This is a genomic window from Bacillus sp. FSL R10-2201 (assembly GCF_038008665.1).
Taxonomy (GTDB): domain Bacteria; phylum Bacillota; class Bacilli; order Bacillales; family Bacillaceae_G; genus Bacillus_A; species Bacillus_A mycoides.
In genome coordinates this window covers 3334614-3354687 of record NZ_JBBOZP010000001.1, presented here as the reverse complement: position 1 = coordinate 3354687, position 20074 = coordinate 3334614, and the positions used below count along the sequence as shown (strand labels likewise).

At 34.9% G+C, this 20074-nt stretch carries 20 protein-coding genes; 12 read left to right on the top strand and 8 right to left on the bottom strand.

What is annotated here, in order from left to right:
- Positions 1 to 132: 132 nt before the first annotated feature.
- Together NSQ69_RS17330 and NSQ69_RS17325 are read left to right on the top strand one after the other, a co-directional pair.
- The gene (locus NSQ69_RS17330) at positions 133 to 1044 is read left to right on the top strand and encodes a VanW family protein (protein WP_002128453.1); all 912 of its coding nucleotides are present in this window, start codon (positions 133 to 135) and stop codon (positions 1042 to 1044) included.
- Positions 1045 to 1266: 222 nt separating this feature from the next.
- Positions 1267 to 2175 carry a VOC family protein gene (locus tag NSQ69_RS17325; RefSeq protein WP_215585516.1) on the top strand — a complete coding sequence of 303 codons (909 nt, stop codon included), beginning with the start codon at positions 1267 to 1269 and terminating at the stop codon, positions 2173 to 2175.
- 200 nt (positions 2176 to 2375) lie between these two features.
- Here NSQ69_RS17325 and NSQ69_RS17320 read toward each other — a convergent pair whose 3' ends face one another.
- Complete coding sequence (locus tag NSQ69_RS17320) at positions 2376 to 2894, bottom strand: GNAT family N-acetyltransferase (protein WP_078203397.1); 519 nt, start codon at positions 2892 to 2894, stop codon at positions 2376 to 2378.
- Positions 2895 to 3207: 313 nt separating this feature from the next.
- Between NSQ69_RS17320 and NSQ69_RS17315 the strand changes: the two genes are divergently transcribed.
- Complete coding sequence (locus NSQ69_RS17315) at positions 3208 to 3885, top strand: MgtC/SapB family protein (RefSeq protein ID WP_002066498.1); 678 nt, start codon at positions 3208 to 3210, stop codon at positions 3883 to 3885.
- A gap of 203 nt (positions 3886 to 4088) precedes the next feature.
- Positions 4089 to 7004 carry a collagenase ColA gene (gene colA, locus NSQ69_RS17310; protein ID WP_341099560.1) on the top strand — a complete coding sequence of 972 codons (2916 nt, stop codon included), beginning with the start codon at positions 4089 to 4091 and terminating at the stop codon, positions 7002 to 7004.
- Between the two features lie 33 nt (positions 7005 to 7037).
- Here colA and NSQ69_RS17305 read toward each other — a convergent pair whose 3' ends face one another.
- Positions 7038 to 7541, bottom strand: a complete 504-nt coding sequence (locus tag NSQ69_RS17305; protein WP_000636220.1) for a GNAT family N-acetyltransferase — start codon at positions 7539 to 7541, stop codon at positions 7038 to 7040.
- A gap of 255 nt (positions 7542 to 7796) precedes the next feature.
- Between NSQ69_RS17305 and NSQ69_RS17300 the strand changes: the two genes are divergently transcribed.
- The 6 genes from NSQ69_RS17300 to NSQ69_RS17275 all read left to right on the top strand — a co-directional run bounded on the left by NSQ69_RS17300 (position 7797) and on the right by NSQ69_RS17275 (position 11991).
- On the top strand, positions 7797 to 8195 hold the full coding sequence (locus tag NSQ69_RS17300) for a DUF2871 family protein (protein WP_002146401.1): 399 nt from the start codon (positions 7797 to 7799) through the stop codon (positions 8193 to 8195).
- 136 nt (positions 8196 to 8331) lie between these two features.
- Positions 8332 to 9723 (top strand): FAD-binding oxidoreductase, encoded by a 1392-nt coding sequence (locus NSQ69_RS17295; RefSeq protein ID WP_002128446.1) that lies wholly within the window; start codon positions 8332 to 8334, stop codon positions 9721 to 9723.
- 6 nt (positions 9724 to 9729) lie between these two features.
- Positions 9730 to 10077: a DUF4260 domain-containing protein gene (locus tag NSQ69_RS17290; protein WP_000415340.1), complete on the top strand. Its 348-nt coding sequence runs from the start codon at positions 9730 to 9732 to the stop codon at positions 10075 to 10077.
- A 24-nt stretch (positions 10078 to 10101) separates the two neighbouring features.
- Positions 10102 to 10638 carry a GrpB family protein gene (locus tag NSQ69_RS17285; protein ID WP_199627127.1) on the top strand — a complete coding sequence of 179 codons (537 nt, stop codon included), beginning with the start codon at positions 10102 to 10104 and terminating at the stop codon, positions 10636 to 10638.
- A gap of 187 nt (positions 10639 to 10825) precedes the next feature.
- The gene (locus tag NSQ69_RS17280; protein ID WP_000275775.1) at positions 10826 to 11431 is read left to right on the top strand and encodes an FMN-binding negative transcriptional regulator; all 606 of its coding nucleotides are present in this window, start codon (positions 10826 to 10828) and stop codon (positions 11429 to 11431) included.
- A gap of 350 nt (positions 11432 to 11781) precedes the next feature.
- On the top strand, positions 11782 to 11991 hold the full coding sequence (locus NSQ69_RS17275; RefSeq protein WP_341099559.1) for a hypothetical protein: 210 nt from the start codon (positions 11782 to 11784) through the stop codon (positions 11989 to 11991).
- A gap of 46 nt (positions 11992 to 12037) precedes the next feature.
- Here NSQ69_RS17275 and NSQ69_RS17270 read toward each other — a convergent pair whose 3' ends face one another.
- The 5 genes from NSQ69_RS17270 to NSQ69_RS17250 all read right to left on the bottom strand — a co-directional run bounded on the left by NSQ69_RS17270 (position 12038) and on the right by NSQ69_RS17250 (position 16599).
- The gene (locus NSQ69_RS17270; protein WP_000592011.1) at positions 12038 to 12226 is read right to left on the bottom strand and encodes a Phr family secreted Rap phosphatase inhibitor; all 189 of its coding nucleotides are present in this window, start codon (positions 12224 to 12226) and stop codon (positions 12038 to 12040) included.
- On the bottom strand, positions 12223 to 13317 hold the full coding sequence (locus NSQ69_RS17265) for a response regulator aspartate phosphatase (RefSeq protein ID WP_001102705.1): 1095 nt from the start codon (positions 13315 to 13317) through the stop codon (positions 12223 to 12225). The genes NSQ69_RS17270 and NSQ69_RS17265 overlap by 4 nt, the downstream gene beginning before the upstream one ends.
- A gap of 276 nt (positions 13318 to 13593) precedes the next feature.
- On the bottom strand, positions 13594 to 15060 hold the full coding sequence (locus tag NSQ69_RS17260; RefSeq protein WP_215585514.1) for a protein adenylyltransferase SelO: 1467 nt from the start codon (positions 15058 to 15060) through the stop codon (positions 13594 to 13596).
- A gap of 177 nt (positions 15061 to 15237) precedes the next feature.
- A complete protein-coding gene (locus NSQ69_RS17255) occupies positions 15238 to 16236 on the bottom strand; it encodes an NADP-dependent oxidoreductase (protein WP_215585513.1) in 999 nt (332 codons plus the stop codon).
- Positions 16237 to 16254: 18 nt separating this feature from the next.
- Positions 16255 to 16599, bottom strand: coding sequence for an ArsR/SmtB family transcription factor (locus tag NSQ69_RS17250; RefSeq protein ID WP_002033417.1), 345 nt, complete (start codon positions 16597 to 16599; stop codon positions 16255 to 16257).
- Between the two features lie 533 nt (positions 16600 to 17132).
- Between NSQ69_RS17250 and NSQ69_RS17245 the strand changes: the two genes are divergently transcribed.
- Together NSQ69_RS17245 and NSQ69_RS17240 are read left to right on the top strand one after the other, a co-directional pair.
- Positions 17133 to 18749, top strand: a complete 1617-nt coding sequence (locus tag NSQ69_RS17245; RefSeq protein ID WP_078203392.1) for an FAD-dependent oxidoreductase — start codon at positions 17133 to 17135, stop codon at positions 18747 to 18749.
- A gap of 112 nt (positions 18750 to 18861) precedes the next feature.
- Positions 18862 to 19236 carry a hypothetical protein gene (locus tag NSQ69_RS17240; RefSeq protein WP_233147358.1) on the top strand — a complete coding sequence of 125 codons (375 nt, stop codon included), beginning with the start codon at positions 18862 to 18864 and terminating at the stop codon, positions 19234 to 19236.
- 144 nt (positions 19237 to 19380) lie between these two features.
- Here NSQ69_RS17240 and NSQ69_RS17235 read toward each other — a convergent pair whose 3' ends face one another.
- Entirely contained in the window at positions 19381 to 20058 is a 678-nt protein-coding gene (locus NSQ69_RS17235) for a YdcF family protein (protein WP_341099556.1), read from the bottom strand.
- Positions 20059 to 20074: the final 16 nt, after the last annotated feature.

Sequence of the window (20074 nt, the reverse complement as noted above, 5' to 3'; positions counted from 1 at the left end):
AAAGAGTAATTTTAATAGAGTAAAAAACAACTTGTAACATTTTCTAAATATATTGTAAAATGATTGTAACAAAAGATACATAAAAATGAAATAATACATAAGAAATAATGTTGGGGAAAAGGAGAGAGTATATTGTTCCGAAAAATAAAGGGTATATTAGTAGGGGTGCTATGCGTAGCTGTAGTAAGTGGTTGTGGTACAAAAGTAAGTGATGTGGCATTAGTAAGTGATTTTGGTGGGAATGTTGTAGAGGCTAAGGCTGATGTACAGGATTCAATTAGCTTAGTGGATGGGCGTACTGGTACTGAAGTGAAAAAAATAGACTTATCGAGTTTAGGTTATTTTGAAGATGAGGCGAAATTCAAAAAATCCGTAACGAAGGTTGCAGGTGAAGTCGGGAAAAGTGTTGACAAAAAGATGGTCCCTTCACGTATAGCATCTGATGGATCATGGCAAGAAGGAAAGCCTTCTTTTGAATTAATGGAAAAAGAATTAGTAGATAAATTATTAAACGTTGGTATGTGGGATTCTTCATATCAGTTACCTATCGTTGAGAAAAAGCCTACCGCAACATTAAGTGATGCGCAAGGAAGTGGCACGGTAATTGGTAGATATGAAACGAATTTAGGTGGATCAGCAGGTGGCCGTATTGAGAATATTCGTTTGTCGGCAGCGAGCATAAATGGAGTTGTATTAGCAAAAGGAGACAGTTTCTCTTTCAATGCATTAATCGGTGATACAACGCCAGATAAAGGATATCAATTAGGTAAAGAAATTGTAGATGGTAAATTAGTAGATGGTTATGGTGGTGGCGTTTGTCAAACATCATCAACGCTATACAATGCAGCAGATCAAGCTGGTTTGAAAATGGTAGAGAGAACTACACATTCTAAAACAGTAGGTTATGTCCCTCAGGGAAGAGATGCTACAATTGCTTATCCATATTTAGACTTAGTATTTGAAAATACGAATGATGCTCCTGTTAAGCTTTATATGGGCATTCAAGGCGGAAAGTTAGTTGCTGAAGTACATAAGATGAAATAAATATGTAGTTAAAGGATAAGAAAGTAAAATATTTATAGTTTCTATAATTGAAGCCATCTCTTCTGAATTTCAGAGGAGATGGCTTTTTGTCATTAATGGCCTTCTTAAAAAACTATGAATTCTGATTTTTCTTATTTACATAGTGTGTTTTTAGTTGTATCCTTCATAGTAACGGCGATGTTAGTTTGTTTTGAAATAAAGGATTAGGAGAGGAAGTTATTAATGGTACAAATTCATCCGAAAACACGTATTGGTCATGTCGAATTTAAAGTAAAAGATTTAGAGCGTCAAATTGCTTTTTATGAGAATGTAGTAGGGTTAGAGGTAAGTAAGGAAGAGGGGAATAAAGCATATTTAACAGGAAAAGGTGGTAAGAATACGTTACTTGTTCTTGAGCAGTTGGAAGATGCAGCGCTACAAGAACCGCGTACGACGGGTATATATCACGTAGCCTTTTTAGTTCCGACTCGTGAAGCTTTTGCTTCGGCACTATTTGGTGTTATTCGCAATAAAAAGGTAATTGATAGTCCGGCTGAGCAAGAAGGGCGTTATACATATTCAAATGAAATTTTGCCAATTTCAAGATTTAATAGTGCAAGTGATCATACGTATAGTGAGGCGTTTTATTTACAAGATTTAGAGGGGAATGGTATCGAGATTTATGCAGATCGCCCTCGAGGTCAATGGGGAGAAGGGCCAGGGGGAAGTACGCCACTAGATTTAAAAGAACTGGCAACGCTCGTTAATTATGAGTTTGATGGATTACCTGCTGACACTGTCGTTGGGCACGTCCATTTACGAATAGCTGATGTAGAAAAGTCACATGAGTTTTATGTAGAAACAGTAGGCTTTGAAGTGCAGCAGCGTGAAGATGATTGCTTATTTATTTCGGCAGGAGGGTATCATCACCATATCGGTGCAAATACGTGGAACGGAGTAAATAATCCGTATCCACCAGCACATGCAACTGGACTAAAAGTGTATACGATAGTACTACCGCATAAAGAAGCGTTAGATGAAGTGAAAGAAAGATTAATAGAAAAACAACATGAAATAAATGAAACTACAAATGGATTTACTGTAGTAGATCCAAGTGGTATTACAGTGCAGTTTGAAATAGAAGCAGTATAAAGTGAAACTTTAATCAGTGGGGGCTTTGTTCATCCCCCACTGATTATTAGCCTTCACCAATCGGGCGTTTATGGGCAGTTAATCCCCCGCCTAACTTCTTTGTTCCAGCTGAATTTTGAGGTGGGAGTTGTACTGCCCGTTAACGCGGGATAAAACAAGCCAGAAAGTGTTTAATCACTTTCTGGCTTGTTTTTGATTATTTAGAGCTCAATCCAATACCTTCTCACAACATTCCCATCTTCTTCAATGAAATCATCATCACGGAGACCGCCGTTATGTAAAATCGTTTTCTCTGAAGCAGTATTCACCTCGTCGCAAACGACAAGTGCTTTCGTGATGTTTAATTCTTTCGTTTTTTCTAATGATAACTCTAGTAACTTTGTAGCATAACCTTTTCTTCTTTCAGAAGGGCGAATACCATAACCGATATGGCCTCCAGCATTAAATAAATGCTCCGTCAAACTATGACGAATATTAACAACTCCTACAATTTTATTTTCATTTGTAACAAGCCAATAAGTAGAATCTGGTACCCAAGTTTCAGGAATATTTATTCCGTTATGTGCGTCGTGTAATTCTTGAATCATTGCCGTGAAATTAGAAGGATTTTTTGAAATAACCCATGGAATCATCGTTTCACCGCTATCTTTCCATTCGTTATAAAAATCTAAGTATTCTTCTTGTAAATCAGTAGTAGGTGTAAGTAAAGAGACGTTCATTGTTAGTAAGCTCCTTTTATTTATGTTTTATTTCACAAAAATTATGATATAAAATGAAAGCGTTTCCTGAATTTCTCAACCTCATTTCACGCAACTCATATGCCATTTTTAACTGAAAATAAGTTAGACGTTGAACTTTAAAGTTTTTTTGTATGAGAAGTAGGTTGTTTCATTTATGTTAATATTTAAAATATTAACATAAAATCACTGGGATATTAAATGTATTTTAATAAAATGCTTTTATATCGATGGGTAGATGCATGTGATAATTTTTGTTTTATCTCTCTATAATGAATAAAAGGGGGAAGTGCTCGTGAGCTTACATATTGATTTTATTATACGAATCGGTGTTGCTGGTTTGTTAGGGGCGATAATCGGTATTGAAAGGGAAATTCGCTCAAAAGAAGCTGGATTAAAAACACATTTCCTAGTAGCCGTAGGGAGTGCTTTAATAATGGTCGTTTCGAAATATGCTTTTTCGGATATTGTGTTTGAAGAACATATGGCTCTTGATCCGAGCCGGATTGCAGCGCAAGTTGTTAGTGGAGTTGGATTTTTAGGTGCAGGTACAATCATTATTCAAAAGCAGGCAGTGAAAGGATTAACGACAGCGGCTGGTTTATGGGCTACAGCAGGAATAGGGCTAGCAATTGGAGCAGGTATGTATGTTGTAGGGATTGGAGCGATGATTCTCGTTTTGATTGGTTTAGAGATTGTAAGTCGTATTTTTAAGGTGCAATTTTTATTTCCGCAAAATATAACAGTGCAAATGTGTATAAATAAACACGAAGCGGTACAACAAATAGTAGAGACTCTACGAGTGAAAGGTATTCCAATACTTTCATATGAAGTTGAAGCTTTACAGCAAGATACAGAAATAGTTTATAAGGTAGGAATGCAATTGAAAAATATATCGTCAGAAGAAAAGAATGCATTTATTCAGCATATGCAAACATTGCCGGAAATTACGTTTATAAAGTTAAAATCATAGTGTTGAAATAGAGGATAGATGTAGTAGGAATTTCGCTATTATCTATCTTTTTTTGACATAAATCACATGTGAAGTCAAGTGTTAATTTCGCTTTGAGTGGATACATGTGTGAACGTTCCCTTATTTTTTCTCAATACAGAATAAATAGTCAGAATAGTAAAATAATGGAGCGGGACACTAAAAAATGTAAGGTAGGGGAGAGCATGAAAGGCTATTCAAAAAAAGTTTTAGTAGGGGTAAGTTTTGCTAGTTTAATGTTAGGGAGTTTTCAAGGAAGCATATTGGCGGAAGATACTAAGGGAGAGCAAGTTTCATATCGAAATGTGCTAAAAATGGAGCCGGTTGGTGTACAACTACCAGTGGAAGAATTAGCTCATTCATCGAAAGTATTAGAAAGCAAGTCTTTTGAGAAAAGGCTACAATTTGCTGATTTATCGCAAAGACCGCCTGAAGTAAAAAAGGAAAGTAAGCAATTAGCTGTAGCGAAAACTTATACAATTGCTGAATTAAATCAATTAAGCAATCAACAATTAGTAGATTTACTTGTAACAATCGATTGGGAGCAAATTACGGGGCTATTTCAGTTTAATAAGGACAGTCTTGCATTCTATCAAAATGATAGTAGGATGCAGGCAATTATTGATAAATTGAAGCAGCAAGGACAGGCTTATACGCAAGACGATTCAAAAGGGATTGAGACATTAGTGGAAGTTTTGCGATCAGGGTTTTATTTAGGGTTTTATAATACAGAATTAAGTAAACTAAATGAACGTAGCTATCATGACAAGTGCTTACCTGCATTAAAAACGATTGCGAACAATCCAAATTTCAAACTCGGTACGTTAGAACAAAATAAAGTTGTATCATCATATGGGAAATTAATAGGAAATGCTTCGAGTGATGTGGAAACGATAACATCGGCTGCAAAGATTTTTAAGCAATATAATGATAATTTTTCTACATTGGTAGATAATCTTTCAGCTGGAAATGCGATTTACGATATTATGCAAGGTGTTGATTACGATATTCAATCGTATTTGTACGATACGAGAAAAGCACCGAAAGATACAGTATGGTACCAAAAAATAGATAGCTATATTAATGAATTAAGTAGATTCGCGTTAATGGGAACGATTACAGAGAAAAACGGATGGCTTATTAATAATGGCATTTATTATACAGGTAGACTCGGCACATTCCATAGTACAGGGACAAAAGGATTACAAGTTGTAACAGATGCGATGAAAATCTATCCTTATTTAGGTGAGCAATATTTCGTAGCAGCTGAGCAAATTACGACGAATTATGGCGGGAAAGATGCAAACGGTAACGTTGTTAATTTAGATCAAATACGAGAAGATGGGAAGAAAAAGTATTTGCCGAAAACGTATACGTTTGATGATGGTGCAATTGTTTTAAAAGCGGGAGATAAAGTGACTGAGGAGAAAGTTAAACGTTTATATTGGGCAGCAAAAGAAGTGAAGGCACAATTCCATCGTACGGTTGAAAGTGACCAACCGTTAGAAAAAGGAAATCCAGATGATGTATTAACGATGGTTATTTATAATAGCCCGGCTGAATATCAATTTAATCGTCAATTGTACGGGTATGAAACGAATAACGGCGGTCTTTATATAGAAGGAACAGGTACGTTCTTTACTTATGAACGTACGCCAGAAGAAAGTATTTATAGTTTAGAAGAATTGTTCCGACATGAATTCACGCATTATTTACAAGGTAGATATGAAGTGCCAGGACTTTGGGGACAAGGTAAGATGTATGAGAATGAGAGGTTATCTTGGTTTGAAGAAGGGAATGCTGAGTTTTTTGCAGGTGCAACGAGAACGGACAACGTCGTTCCAAGAAAGAGTATTATAGGAGGACTATCTTCGAATCCAGCAGAACGTTATACCGCAGAGCGAACGTTAAATGCAAAGTATGGAACGTGGGATTTCTACAATTATTCCTTTGCTTTACAATTGTATATGTACAATAAGAGATACGATATGTTTGATAAAGTTCATGATCTTATTAGGAAAAATGATGTAACAGCATATGATGCATACCGCTCTGCTTTAAGTAAAGATGCGAATTTAAATAAAGAGTATCAAGACTATATGCAAATGTTAGTAGACAATCGTGAGAAATATAATGTTCCGTTAGTGTCAGATGATTATTTAGCAACTCATGCACCGAAACCAGTTTCGGATATTGCGGCAGAAATTACAGCGGAAGCAAAATTAAGTAATGTATCAGTTAAGAAAAATAAATCACAGTTCTTTAATACATTTACACTACAAGGAACGTATACAGGTACTACTGCAAAAGGAGAATATGAAGACTGGAAAACAATTACACAAAACGTGAATGATACGTTAAAGCGTTTAAGTGCAAAAGAATGGACAGGCTATAAAACAGTAACAGCGTACTTTGTAAATTACCGTGTGAATGCATCAGGACAATTTGAATATGATGTTGTATTCCATGGTATTAATACAGAAGAAGGTGCTGTGAATAAAGCACCAGTTGCGGTAATAAATGGTCCGTATAGCGGAAATGTAAATGAAGCAATCTCGTTTAAAAGCGATGGATCAAAAGATGAAGATGGGAAAATTGCTTCTTATAAATGGGAGTTTGGCGATGGTACTGAAAGTAGTGAACAAAATCCAACTCACGTATATACAAAAGAAGGAACATATACAGCCAAATTAACAGTAACAGACGATAAAGGATTAACTAATACTGCTACAGCAAGTGTAACTGTTCAAAAGAAAGAAGATAACAGTGTAGAAAAAGAGCCGAATAATTCATTCCAAACAGCGAATAAACTGCAGTTAAACCAATTGTTACGTGCAAGTTTAGGAAACGGTGATACAAGTGATTACTTTGAAATAAATGTGGAAACAGCTAGGAATCTCCAAATTAACGTAACGAAGGAAAATAATATTGGGGTAAACTGGGTTCTTTATTCAGCAGCAGATTTAAATAATTATGTTACGTATGCTCAGACGCAAGGAAATAAATTAGTGGGCAGCTACAATGCGCATCCAGGTAAGTATTATTTACATGTATATCAATATGGTGGGGGAACAGGGAATTATACGGTAGAAGTGAAGTAACAAAAAGGTCGCCATGAATGGCGACCTTTTTTATTATGCGTTATACCCGAATAATTTTAGATCTTCTCCGGAGTCTGAAATTATTTTTTCGAATCGCAATCCTACTTTTTCTAACAGATTGCCTGAAGCAGCATTATCTATAGAAGTAATTGCTACAATTCGTTTCATACCTAGCTTATGTACACCGTATTCGATTACCGCAGCAGCTGATTCATAGCCGTACCCTTTCGAACGGAATTTTTCTAAAAAGGCAAAGCCGATATCAACATCTTCTAATGAATCTCTTTTAATAAGGCCGCACATGCCAAGTGGAGTGAGATCTTCTTTTCGTTCAACTAAGTAAAGACCAAAGCCCATTTTATTATACATATCGACCGGACCGTTTAAAATATAATTTTGAGCATCTTCTAGGTTTCTAACCCTTTTATCACCAATAAACTGAATCCATGCAGGATCGTTTACTAACTCAAGAATAAACGGAGCATCTTGTATATCGAACCAACGAAGAGTGAGTCGTTCAGTTTCAAGAACTATCAATCTATTGCACCACCTTTATAAGTTATAATAATTAGTATGGATTGTGTAACACAAAAGCGCAACATATTTTAATAGAGTCCTGCTTGTTCACATAAAGTTCGATTGTTTTGTATAAAAGGATATTTTATAATTAGGATTGACTGTAAAGAGTGAGATGCTTATACAATGACTCCTAGGAAACTAGGAGTTTTTACTATATAACTATCATTATTACTAAATATGACACATTACACATTCTACTTAAGGAGGTACATAATGAAGAAATTATATAACGCATCGTTTACGTATTTAATTATTGGTTTACTATCAGGAATATTCGCTAGGGAGTATGGGAAATTTAAAGGAATACTAGGATCTACACTATTAAATCTTTTGCATACACATACGTTAGTACTTGGCTTTTTCTTCTTTTTAATTGCTTTAGGATTAGCGAAAGTATTCGCTTTTCATGAAGTGAAAGGATTTAATAAATGGTTTGTTTTACATAATATCGCATTAACTTTAATGTTAGGATCGCTGGCAGCGAGAGGACTTCTTCAACTAAATGGAGCGGACTTTAAAGGGTTAACTTATATTGTAGGGTTCTCTCATTCTCTGATGGCATTTACTTTAGTTTGGTTTATGATTTTATTGAAAAAATCGTCTAAAATATAGTTTTAAAAAAGAACTTGTAGGGAATACTGCAAGTTCTTTTTTGTATATGAAATTTCATAAATTTAACTATTCTAATTATTTTGTATAAAAATGGTATAATTAATGTAGAGTAAATAATATAAAAGGAGAGTATGTAATGGAAATAACAATTGAGCGTTTAGTAAATGAATTAAAGGATGTACTTCCTGAAGATCAAGTAGTGGTTAATAAGACAGTAAGAGAGTTACATAGTAAAGATGAATCTTACCATAATAGTAGTTTACCTGATGTAGTTGTTTTTCCAAAAACGATGGAAGAGGTTAGAGCAATAATGAAAGTAGCGAGTGAGCATAAAAAACCTGTCATTCCATTTGGAGTAGGTTCTAGTTTAGAAGGTCATATAATTCCTTATGAAAAGGGGATTACAGTTGATTTTTCATTAATGAACAAAATACTTGAAATAAGAGAGAAAGATTTTCTTGTGAAAGTACAACCAGGAGTGACTCGTTCTCAGCTCAATAAAGAATTGAAAAAGTACGGTTTGTTTTTTAGTGTAGATCCAGGTGCAGATGCAACGTTAGGAGGCATGGCTGCTACGAATGCGAGCGGAACGACAGCGGTTAAGTATGGCGTAATGCGTGATCAAGTTCGTGATTTAGAAGTGGTGCTTGCTGATGGGCAAGTGATACATACTGGCAATTTAGCGGCGAAGTCATCATCAGGTTATCATTTAAATGGTATTTTCGTAGGATCAGAGGGTACGCTTGGATGCTTTACAGAGCTAACATTAAAAGTATACGGCATACCAGAACATGTTATGGCTGCGAGAGCATCGTTTCCAACTATAAATGATGCAGTAGAAGCTGTTATTAATATACTACAAGCTGGTATTCCAATTGCGAGAATAGAACTTGTTGATGAATTATCTATGAAACAAGTAAATCATTACAATGAAACAAATTACAGAGAAGAACCAACACTGTTTTTAGAGTTTCACGGAAATGAAGCAGGGCTAACGCAAGATATCGAGTTTACGAAGGAAATTGTTTTTGATCATAAATGTAAAGAAGTTGCTTTTGAAACTGAAACTGCGGCAAGAAATAAATTATGGGATGCAAGACATAACTTAGCTTATTCTTACGTTCATAGTTACCCTGGCAAAAAGCTAATGAGTACAGATGTATGTGTGCCAATTTCAGAGTTAGCTGGCGCGATTCAAAATGCGAAAGAGACGTTAGATAAGGTGGGCCTTGTTGGTGGTATTCTTGGCCATGTAGGAGACGGGAATTTTCACGTGCTCTTAATGATTGATCCAAATGATAAAGATGAAGTGAAAAAAGCGGATGAAATAAATGAAAGTATTGTACTGTATGCTCTTAAGCGTGGCGGAACTTGTACAGGAGAGCATGGCGTTGGAATAGGAAAGCAGAAGTATCAAGAAGAAGAACATGGTGCGGCATTATTGGTAATGGAGAAAATAAAGAAAGCTCTTGATCCGCAAAATATTTTAAATCCGAATAAAATTTTCAAGCTAACAGATAAGGAATGATGAATTTTGGAGAAACGAATTATACACTTTGAAGGATTGGTCGTCTTATTAGCTGCGATTTATATATATGCATTATGTGGATTTAGTTGGTTATTATTTATCGTATTACTTTTTGCACCTGATTTAGCAATGGTGGCGTACGCTATTAACAAACGTGTTGGTGCACAAATTTATAATCTATTTCACACATATATCATATCAATATTACTTGTTTTAATAGGGGTCTATTTAAAGATGGATACAATTTTAATGGTTGGTTTAATATGGACAGCACATATTGGAATGGATCGAATGCTTGGGTATGGATTGAAGTATGAAACTGATTTTAAGGATACGCATATTCAGAGGTTATAAAAGTGATTTGAGAAGGGTGGTCAATTGAAACAATTTATTACTGTTGAGAAATATAATACACAATGGGAAAGTGAATTTTGTAAATTACAGACGTTGATTAATAACGTAATGGGAGAACTCATTTTTTCTATAAAGCACGTTGGGAGTACATCTGTTAAAGGCCTTGCTTCTAAACCGATATTAGATGTCGATGTTGTAATAGAAGATTATGATGTTTTTCCGAAAGTAATAAAGAGGCTTGAACAGATAGGTTATTTTCATCAAGAAGAGTGGAGTTTTAAGGGGAGAGAAGCTTTTGGGAGAAAGGATCAATATGTTCCGAGGGACGGGAAGAATACAATTTGGATGGAACATCATTTATATGTATGCGATAAGAATAGTGAAGAGTTAAGAAGACATGTGGCGTTTCGTGATTACCTTCGTGGAAATCCAAACGTTGTTATTGAATATGGAAAGCTAAAGAAAGAATTAGCAGAAACGGCGGAAAATCGCTTAAGTTATAGCTTAGGCAAAACGGAATTTATTGAAGCTGTATTAGAAAAAGCTATGAAGGATAGTTGAATAGAAGAGTTTGTATCAATACGAAAATAGACTAAGGTGGCAGAAATCATATAATGCCACCTATTGTTTTTGAAGAAGAGGTTTTACTATATGAACTGACCTTATAAAACAATTACAATCTGCCCCTGCCAAATAATAAATCTCGTAAATATAATGAGAAATAAGAAGATAAGAAAAGAGGGAGCTTATGTACATACCAAAACATTTCACTATACAAGATGAAGAGACGAAGTACGAAATTATTGAACAAAATAGCTTTGCAACTTTATTTTCTCAACATAACGGAGCACCGTACGCAACGCATTTACCGTTATTGTTAAATAGGGAAACACTTACTTTATCCGGGCATTTTGCACGTCCAAATGAGCAATGGAAAGATAGTGAAAATCAACAAGTGTTAGCTGTTTTTCAAGGACCACATAGTTACATCTCTCCGTCATGGTATGAAACAAATAAAGCAGTACCAACATGGAACTATGTTGCGGTCCATGTATATGGAGAGTTAGAAATTGTTGAAGATGAACAGGAATTAATAGATTCTCTTCAAGATTTAGTACATAAATATGAAAACTCAAAGAGCACCTACTCACTGAAGGATGTAGATCCGAATTATATGGAAGGATTAAGTAGGGGAATAGTTGGGTTCAAAATAAAGATAAATAATATAGAAGGAAAAGCGAAGTTAAGTCAAAATCATTCTGGGCAAAGACGGAAATTAGTTGTGGAGGAACTTGAGAAAGTTGGTAGTGAGGGGAGTAGGGGGATTGCTGATTTGATGAAAGAAATAGAGTGATTTCATATGAAGTAAAGGGATATTTCTATTTTTGTAGAAATATCTTTTACTTGAAAGAAAAACTGCCTCCGTAGCTCTAGAAGGGAAGAGCGCCGGAAAACAGTGTAGAACCGGGTCGCAAGGCGAAGGTTTCAGAAGCACCGAAAAGCAAATAAGCTGAGACAGGTGAAACTCCTGTCGGTGAAATTCCGTAGGGAAGCGTGTTCCCCTTAGCCTATGCTTACGAAAGGAGTACGGGTTCGAATCCCGTCGGAGGCATATAGAAAACCGTATATTAAGAAATAGTTTGTCTTTGTTATACTCATTTAATGGTAAAATTAAAGTTAGGATATTTTATAGTGGGAAACAAAATGGAAGTGTTTTTAGTAGCCATCTTTTCAGCGACTATCATAATGATGACTGTTTTTGTTATAACAAAGGCTTGTTTTACGGGGTACAAGAGGAATGATATATCATTTCGGAAATTTATTTTTTTATTAAGTGTTTCAATTATGATAGGCTGTATAGTATCATGGGTGTTACCATTTGGCTATGAAAAAATATTGGATTATATTAACTAAATAAGCGCATTTAAAAAGACCTTCTTAATTGAAGGTCTTTCATTTTTTAAAGTGCTTTTTCAGCTGTTGTCGTGTTGTAGTCTTTACTAACGTCAACTGATTGAACAAAATCAGGTCTTTGTGGTGCAGGAAGATCGGCATGACTTGCTTGATATGTAAATGAACTATTTATTCCAATAGACACAATACCAATAACAGATAATCCTAAAACGAGAGAACTAATTTTTTTAATCATTTTAGAGCTCCTTTCTCAAACGTTTTTTCTTTTGCTTGTAACGCTTTATGAAAATATTCACTCGCCTTTATATGATTATTTTCATCATAAAATTTAACAGCTAGTTTCTCTGAATACTCTTGAGTGTAGTTATATAAAGATTCTTTGTCGAAATAAGTAATTCCTTCAAGAATAATTTTTTCTAGATCTTCAGTTGACTCATTATTGTTAAATGAATTTAAATTTTTAAAATGAAGTATATATTCTTCATTATTTAGTTCTGTACAAACTTTTAATCCTTTTTTAATAAGTTCTTCCGCAATATTTATTTCACCAAGTTTAGAATGTTCTCTAGCTTGTAAAAAGGTCGCTTTAAAATGTGTAGGTATTTTTGTTGTAACTTCTGATAAATGTCGAATTGCTAGAGGAGAAAGGTTTTGACTTGCATAGAGCCAACCTAGATTATTGCGAACACTTAAAACTAAAGCATTCTCGTTGAATTTTTGTAAAATAGAAAGAGCAGAATTGAATTTTTCCTCTGCTTGTTCATATTGTTTTAAAAATACACATGAAGAACCAATTATGTTGTCACAAAGCGCTAATTTTATTTCAAATCCTTTTTCAGTAATGAAAATTTCTCTGGCTTTTGTTGCTTGCTGAATTGCTTCAATAGGTTTATAAAAATGTTGATTAAAGATAGCGAATCGATAATTGAATTCTGCTTCCTCTAATTTATCTGAAATATTGACTAATAGTTTCTCTGCTTTTTCATAATGTTTACTCGCTAAGTTATAATTTGTTGTTAAAGTAGCATAAATCGCTTTAAACAAATTATAGTAATAAGAAAGTGGATGATTAGATGAGATGGTATAAGAATCTATCTTATCAAAACTATCTTTAGTAATACTTAAACTAGCTGTTAAAATTTTATAGCGAAAATCTAGTAAGGAATAGTATAATGCTAAATTTTCGTCTTCTTTAAAATGTAGTTCCTTTTCCTCAATTTCATGCTTTAAATTCGTCGCCTGTGAAACATCTTGCTTTAGCATAGCTAAATACCAATCATTAAATAGTTTTGTAATTTGTTCATTACCTTGTAGTTGAACGTTCATGAAATCCCCTCACTTTTTGAATATTCTTATAAAACATATTATCAAAAATAATAATATTTAGAAATGGGGTTTTATATTTCTCAATATTTGTTTAGTGGATTTATTATTAAACAAATTGGAATAAAGTCAGTTTTGTTCTTTAGTTTAAGGGAGGGGAGTGTGGAATATAGTAAGGATAACTATAAGATGCTTCAGTCTATCTGTTTAAAAGGGAAGTGTATAAAAAAAGTGTGTTCACACAATTTGTATGAACACACCTTTTTACATATTAAACAATCACGTCCCACAAAAAGTACGATAAGGACGATTCGACGGCGCTGGAGGCGTGCAGTAATCCGCTTGTTCTTGAGAATATTCATAAGGATTTGCTAAAGCTTGAAGAAGTTTCTCCATTACGCTATAGTCTCCATTTTTAACAGCTGCTTCTAGTGCTTCTTCTACTCTGTGGTTTCGAGGGATGATTACTGGGTTGTTATTTTTCATTAATTTGTATGCATCATCTTTCGATTCTTTTTGTCTTTCTAACCGAGATTGCCATAGCTCGTACCATTCTTTAAATTCAGGACTTTCAAATAAAGGTGCATTTTCTAATATATTGTCAGTTAATGCACGGAATGTATTTGTATAATCTGCTTTATATTTTTCCATTGCTTTTAAAAGTTTCTCAATAAGTGATTGATCTTGCTCTTCATTGCTAAATAGTCCTAATTTCTTCTTCGTTCCGAGGAACCAATTGTTTTCGTACTGCACACTGAACTTTGAAATTTCATCTTGTGCAATTTTTAGTGCTTCTTCTTCATCTTCATGTAGTATCGGTATTAAAGATTCAGCTAAACGTGCGAGATCCCATGCAGCCATATATGGTTGATTTCCGTATGCATAACGGCCTTGTGTGTCAATAGAGCTAAATACTGTTCCTTGATTATAATTATCCATAAAGGCACATGGACCGTAATCAATCGTTTCACCGCTAATCGTTATATTGTCAGTGTTCATTACGCCGTGAATGAAGCCAACGAGTTGCCATTTTGCGATAAGGCTTGCTTGTCTCTTAATGACTTCTTGTAGTAGTGCGACATATGGATTTTCAGTAGATTCAACCTCTGGATAATGTCTTTTTATCGTATAATCAGCTAAAGCTTTGAGATCTTCGATTGAGCCTCGAGCTGCGGCGTATTGGAATGTTCCAACGCGTATATGACTGCTTGCAACTCTAGTTAAAATAGCTCCAGGTAACTTCGTTTCGCGATAGATTGTTTCGCCAGTTGAGACTACTGCTAAACTGCGAGTAGTTGGAATATCAAGCGCGTACATCGCTTCACTAATAATATACTCACGTAGCATTGGACCGAGTGCAGCGCGACCATCACCACGGCGCGAATATGGAGTTGGACCGGAACCTTTCAATTGAATATCAAACCGTTCGCCTGAAGGAGTAATTTGTTCTCCAATTAAAAGGGCACGACCATCTCCTAACATGTTGAAATGACCAAATTGGTGCCCAGCATACGCTTGAGCTAGTGGATGAGCTCCTTCTGGAATAGTATTACCAGCTAAAATGGCGATTTCAGCGTCCTTTTTTAGTTCCTCAGGATTAAAGCCAAGAGATATTGCTAAAGAATTATTTAGTTTAATTAACTCCGGTGAGTGTACAGGAGTTGGGGGGATTTCTGTATAAAATGATTGTGGTAAAGTCGTATAACTATTATCTAAATTCCAACCTGCTTCATTATTTTTAGTCATTTTATCTCCTCCTTGTTTATTTTTTTATTATGTATTTGTACGTATGTATTCTTTGTAAAATTAGCTAAAAGTATAATATGATATTTCCCCTTGAAATCTATTGTAAGGACTTCATTGCACTATGTCTATTTAACAGCAAATAATAAAACTCCATTTTAAAAAAATGGAGTTTTATTATTATTTGATTTTTACAATTATCTTTCCTTTTGCTCTTCCAGACTCTGAATATTCCATTGCTTTTTGAGTATCTTCAAAAGGGAAAATGCGATCGATTATAGGTTTGATTTGTCCAGATTCAATATACTTTGCAATTATACGTAATTGATCTCCGCTTGGTTTCATAAACAAAAACGAATATTGAGCATTATGCTTTTTTTCAAGTGCAGTAAGTTTTTTGCTTGCTAATGAAAATAAGAGTGTTTTGAAAAATCCTGAACCAAATTCTTTACCGAAGCGAGCATTCGGCATTCCTGAAACGGAAACAATGTTCCCTTCGCTTTTTATAATATCGAATGATTTTTCAAGTGTTGTACCGCCAAGTGTATCAAATACCGCATCATAATTTTTCAGTATATCTTCAAACTTTTCTTTTTTGTAATTAATAATTTCATCTGCGCCAAGAGACTTTACTAAATTTTCACCAGCTTCACTAGCAGTTGTTGCAACAGTGGCACCCATTATTTTTGCTAACTGAATTGCGAAAGTACCAACACCGCCGGATCCAGCGTGAATCAAAATCTTTTGTCCTTTTTGTAATTGCATGATGTCATGTAATGCTTGATATGATGTTAAGCCAACGAGTGGAATCGACGCCGCTTCCTCAAAAGTTAAATTTTTCGGTTTTAAGGCTATATCATCTTCATGAATGGCTATATATTCCGCAAAAGTACCGATCTTATCTTTTCTTGGACGTGCATATATTTCATCACCAACTTTAAATTGAGTCACCTTTGTTCCGACTTTTACAATGACACCAGAAAAGTCATTACCAAGAATAAGGGGCATTTTATATTTAAGTAACAACTTCACTTTTCCATCGCGTATTTTAAAATCAATTGGGTTAATGCTAGCTGCATGAATTTCTGCGAGCACCTCATAATCATTTATTTCAGGGGTGGGCATCTCAGTCATACGCATTGGAACTTTCCCGTACTTATCAATCACCATTGCTCTCATTTCTTATACCTCCAAAGTTCAATAAAAGTTTTGCAGTAGCTTCTCAATATCTAATACAAGATTTTTTAATAATCCTAATTTTGTACGTATGTCAATATAATAAAAGTTCTTTGTACCTTCTTTACGCATTAAAATAATACCAGCTTCTCGTAAAATCTTAAGGTGATGTGATACTGCTGGTCGAGAAAGGTGTGTTTGTTTAGTGATTTCGCCAACACGTAATCCAGTTTGACATTCTGTTTTCATTAGAACTAACAAAATAGCTTGACGTGTTTCGTCACCAATTGCCACTAATACTTTTTGACAATTAATAAAATCTTCTTTAATAACATTTAATTGTTCTTGTTTATTCATTTCAATCACTATACCTCCAATAATTAGTCGAAAGGTTTAAGATGATGAACCATTACATCGATACGGTAATGCTACATGAATGTTGTATGAGCTGCAATATTGAGAAAGAAAATCGAGACGAATCAATTTGTACGTATAGAAAATAATGGAGTAGTTATTATAGGGAATAGAAAATAATGGAGTTGAACGGTAGGAAATGATTTAACAATGCGTTGTCTGCCGAGGATAAAGGGTAGCCATTTAACAATAAAATAAGCGGTCGTAACCTTGTATAATTTACAAGGTTACGACCGCTTATAATGTTTTTATTATTTTTGATGTCTATATCAGAGAATAGTTCAAAGTAAAGTAGGGCCTTCTTTTTTATCCTTTCATACACACACAAATTAAGTGACTTGTAGATGTATGAAAGGATAGAAGTAATTTGGGGCGTAATCTATCTATATGATAATTCAAAATGAAATATAAGTCTATATTTTTGTTGGTTTTTTGATTATATTTATGTCACTGAGCTCAGAAGAATATATGTGGAGGGAAAATGTATGGAATCGAAACATGTACCAGTTTTAATTGTTGGAGGGGGATTATCAGGATTATCGTCTGCATTATTTCTTGCGAAACATAACATTGATTATGTACTTATTGAAAGGCATCCGTCTACTGCGATTCATCCGAAAGCGGGTGGAATTACATTTCGCACAATGGAATTATTCCGAGAACTGGGTCTAGAAAAAGGAATTAGATTAGCTGGTAAAGCATTAGAGAATTGTCACGGGAGAATTGCAGTTCAAACAATAGCTGAGGTAAAGCATGAAGAGTTGGAACAAATAAGGGCGGCGCAGTATGAAAATAACGAAAATTTATTTCGTAAAGTGGAAGAGATTAGCCCATCAAAACAAACTGCTTGTTATCAAATTACTTTAGAGGAGATGATGTTACAAGAAGCACAGAGATTAGGCGGGAAGCTATCTTTTTATCATGAACTAGTTTCTTATGAGCAAAATGGAAACGGAGTAATAGCAACGATTCGAAATCGTAAAACGAAAGAAGAGAGCATGATTCATTGTGATTATGTAATTGCAGCAGATGGAGCGAAAAGTAAAATACGTGAACAGTTAGGTATTTTAACCGAGGGCCGTGGTACAATCGGTGGTTATTATATGAACATATATTTTGAAGCGGATTTGAGTGAATTTATTAAAGGAGACGCATTCGGTTTTACTATGATACTTCATCCAGAAGTAATTGGTGCGCTTATTCCAGTCGATAACGAAAGTAAATGGATTTATCATGTAGCTTATGATCCAGTAAAAGGGGAGCGACCAGAGGATTTCTCTATAGAACGCTGTAAACAAATTATTCAAACTGCAATTGGAAGTACGGATATTAAGCCAGAAATAGTAAGTGTTTTGCCGTGGGAAGCGAGTGAAAGTACAGCGGTAAAATTTCAGGACAATCGCATCTTTTTAGTTGGTGACTCGGCGCATATTATGCCGCCAACAGGAGGATTCGGTTCAAATACAGGAATACAAGATGCACATAATTTAGCTTGGAAATTAGCGGCTGTTATAAAAGGGAAAGCAAATCCAAAATTGTTAGAAACCTATCATGACGAGAGATATCCTGTTGCAAAATTAACGACGGACCATGCGAGTAGTATATTATTTCGTGCTGCGAATAGAGAGGAAGGTAATTTGAGTAATATGGATAGTTTAGCTGTCACTGCTGGTTATCAGTATTGCTCAGAAGCAATTATAGACGAATGTAACACACCGCATAGAATGAATATAGTTGATTTGAACGGACGCCCGGGAACGCGTGCGCCACATTTTTGGGGAACTTATGAAGGAAAAGAAGTTTCTATACTTGATCTATTTGGTAGCAACTTTGTGTTACTTACTGGAGCAGAGCCTAGTACTTGGACTGAAGCTGCAAATGTTGTTTCATCTGGATTAGGAGTAAAGATAAAAGTGTATCAGGTAGGTTTAACTGGTGATTTTATCCATCAAGGTAACTTTTTTAGAAAACTATACGGGATAGAAAATGGAGGAGCGGTAGTAATAAGACCAGATGGATTTATTGGATGGCGTACGGAAAATGAGGTAGTAAAGCCGGGTATATTACTTGAAGAGATAATGAATCGTTTATTATGTAATTAAATATAAAAACACCGCTTGTATTTCAAAAGCAGAAGAACCACTGAATTATGGTGGCTTTCATATAACAACTATTACTTCTCAAAAGAGTAAGCATCTTTTAAGTTACACGAATATGATGCCAGTATACGCTAATAAACTACCTCATAAGGATGAGGCAGAGAAAATAGCGATGGATGTAATGGAAAAGGTTGATCGACAATATGCAAAGGGCCTAACTTTACTTCGTATAGAAAAACAAACTAGACATTATGTTGACGGGGGACAAACTGTGGAGTTTCCTGTTCTATGGATAAAGATGATGCATAATAACGGAAGTTTTAACTGGGTGACAATTGGTGGTGACGGACAAATCATTGAATTTGAGCGAGAAGTACGCTGGGATTATATGATGAGTCGTCGCCAAACAGAAATGTGGTATTACGATGATTGGGTATTGGCACGCACCGGGGAAGGACCACAATTATTGCCGCCAGCTGCGTTGGCTTAATATGTTAAACAATATGTGTACAATGGTAGGCGTCTATGTGGGGGAATGAAAAAGGAAAAGTAATTTTAGTGTTATTTATGCATCATTAGAATATTCGGGAAGCCTTTATATTGGCTTCCCGATATTTTTTATGTTGAAAAAATATTATGCAAGATGTTGGTAATATACTACGTATTTTTCTAATCCTTCAATCTCTTTCTCAGGAGGTTCAATTCCACCTTTTCGGCCGTAGCAAACATTTCTCAAGTATTCGCCGAAAATCATAGAGCGACTTTTCTCATTTTCCATCCAATTATATCTATTAATTATAAAATCACCATCAAAACTTGTATCAAATGTATATGGAATACAAGTTATATGTTTTGGTAAATGTTTTTTTAATACTCTATATTGCCGGCCTGCTCCTAAGCTTTTACATACAAATAGTAAACTATTAATTGTTGTAAAATCAAAGATATTCTTAGCTTCAATTACATTTGCGATAGAATGGAGAGAGTTTTTCTCGAAAATGATAGCATCTTCCGGTACACCGTGTTCAATTAACTTGTTAACAATTACTTCTGATTCTGATAAATCTCCATAATTCCAGTTTGGATGTTTCATTCCATGTAAACTAGTACCACCTGTGACGATAATTTGTGCACCTAAACCTTGTTGATAAGCATGTAAAGGAGCTTGCCAATTACCAGGATGGGAACCACCGAAAACGAAAATTGCATCACACTGTTGTGGTGTTGATTCTTTTAGGAAAGCGATTTCGGTTATTTCTTCAATTTGTTTTTTCGTAAGATGTGGGACTTCAGGGTATTTAGGGATTACCATATGAAAACCTCCTATA